Source organism: Streptomyces sp. NPDC004561, assembly GCF_053602155.1.
In genome coordinates, this window is sequence record NZ_JBSGDB010000861.1 from 1 (window position 1) to 1,775 (window position 1,775).

The 1,775-nt window shown below is 74.0% G+C and carries 1 protein-coding gene; it reads right to left on the bottom strand.

Annotation, left to right across the window (positions count from 1 at the left end):
* On the bottom strand, positions 1-1,648 hold a 1,648-nt coding region (locus ACWEN3_RS46175; RefSeq protein WP_452984389.1), incomplete at its 3' end, for a DEAD/DEAH box helicase.
* Positions 1,649-1,775: the final 127 nt, after the last annotated feature.

A 1,775-nucleotide genomic window follows, 5' to 3' on the forward strand; every position in this document is an offset into this window, starting at 1 on the left:
CCCCGCCGGCCGCCGCCCGGCGTACGGACATGCGAACGGCCTTGGCGGAGGCGGCGCCGGCCGCGTTCTGGCGGTCGGCGCTGCGGCCGCCCGTTCCACCGGCGCCGGCCCTGGCACCGGCGGCTCCCGCCCGGCGGCCAGAGCCGCGCCCACCGGTCGCGGAGGTGGCGCCAGACGCCGTCGTCCCGGACGCGGCCCGGCGGTCGGTGCCCCGGCTCCCGGTCCTGGTGGCAGCGCCTGTCGCCGACTGGGCGCCGCCGCCGTTCCGACGCCGACGGCTGGACGACGTACCGGACTTGGCGCCGGTCTTCCCGTCCGGGCGGGACGCCGCCGGTGCCGCCTGCTGGGGCACCTCGAGGGTGACGGCCACGCCGGAGGGCTCGCGGGCGCCGGTGATGGTGGCCAGTTCCGCGTCGCTGGAGGTGACACGGGCCGTCCGGGGGCGGATGCCCGCGTCCGACATGAGCCGGGTGACGTCCCGTTTCTGGTCGGGCAGGACCAGCGTGACCACACTGCCGGAGCCGCCGGCGCGGGCCGTGCGGCCGCCCCGGTGGAGGTAGTCCTTGTGGTCGGTGGGGGGATCGACGTTCACGACGAGGTCGAGGTCGTCGATGTGTATGCCCCGGGCCGCGACGTTCGTCGCCACCAGGGCGGTGACCTGGCCGTTCTTGAACTGTTCCAGGGTGCGGGTCCGCTGCGGCTGGGAGCGGCCCCCGTGCAGCGCGGCCGCGCGGACACCGACGGCCAGGAGCCGCTTGGCGAGCCGGTCGGCGGACCGCTTGGTGTCGAGGAAGAGGATGACCCGCCCGTCACGGGCCGCGATGCGCGTGGTGACGGCCTTCTTGTCGGTCTCGTCCTGCACGTGGAGCACGTGGTGCTCCATGGTGGTCACCGCTCCCGCGGAGGGGTCCACGGAGTGCACCACGGGGTCGATCAGGAACCGCTGCACCAGGCGGTCGATGTTGCGGTCCAGGGTGGCCGAGAAGAGCATGCGCTGTCCGTCGGGCCGCACCTGCTGGATCAGCTTGGTGATCTGCGGCAGGAAGCCCATGTCGGTCATCTGGTCGGCTTCGTCCAGCACCGTGATGCGCACGTCGCCGAGCACGCAGTCCCCGCGCTCCACGAGGTCGTTGAGCCTGCCCGGTGTCGCCACGACCACCTCGGCGCCGCGCCGGAGCGAACCGGCCTGCTTGGTGATCGACAGCCCGCCGACCACGGTGGCCATCCGGAGGTTCACCGCCGTCGCGTAGGCGGTCAGCGCGTCCGTCACCTGCTGGGCGAGCTCCCGCGTGGGCACCAGCACGAGGGCGAGGGGCGCCTTGGGCTGCGCACGCAGTCCGGCGGTGCGGGCCAGCAGCGCCAGCCCGAACGCGAGGGTCTTGCCGGAGCCGGTGCGGCCCCGTCCCAGCAGGTCACGGCCGGCGAGCGAGTTGGGCAGGGTGGCGGCCTGGATGGGGAAGGGGGTGGTCACCCCCTGGGTGGTGAGGGTCTTCAGCAGCGCCGCGGGCATGTCCAGACCGGCGAAGTCCTCGACGGCGGGAAGTGCGGGTGTCGTGCTTTCCGGCAGCCGGAATTCCGTCGACGGCGACGCGGACGGTCGCGGCGACGAGGCGGCGCGCCGGTTCGGCTTCTGGGGCCTGCGGGGCATGCGGTTGTCTGCCTTCCTGAAAACAGCACAAACCGGGGTCCGCACCGCGACGGTGCGGAGCCCAGTCCCTCGGTCACAGCGGGATCAGAGCGGTCGCCCGTGCCGCCGGTGTGCGTGAAGCCACAGT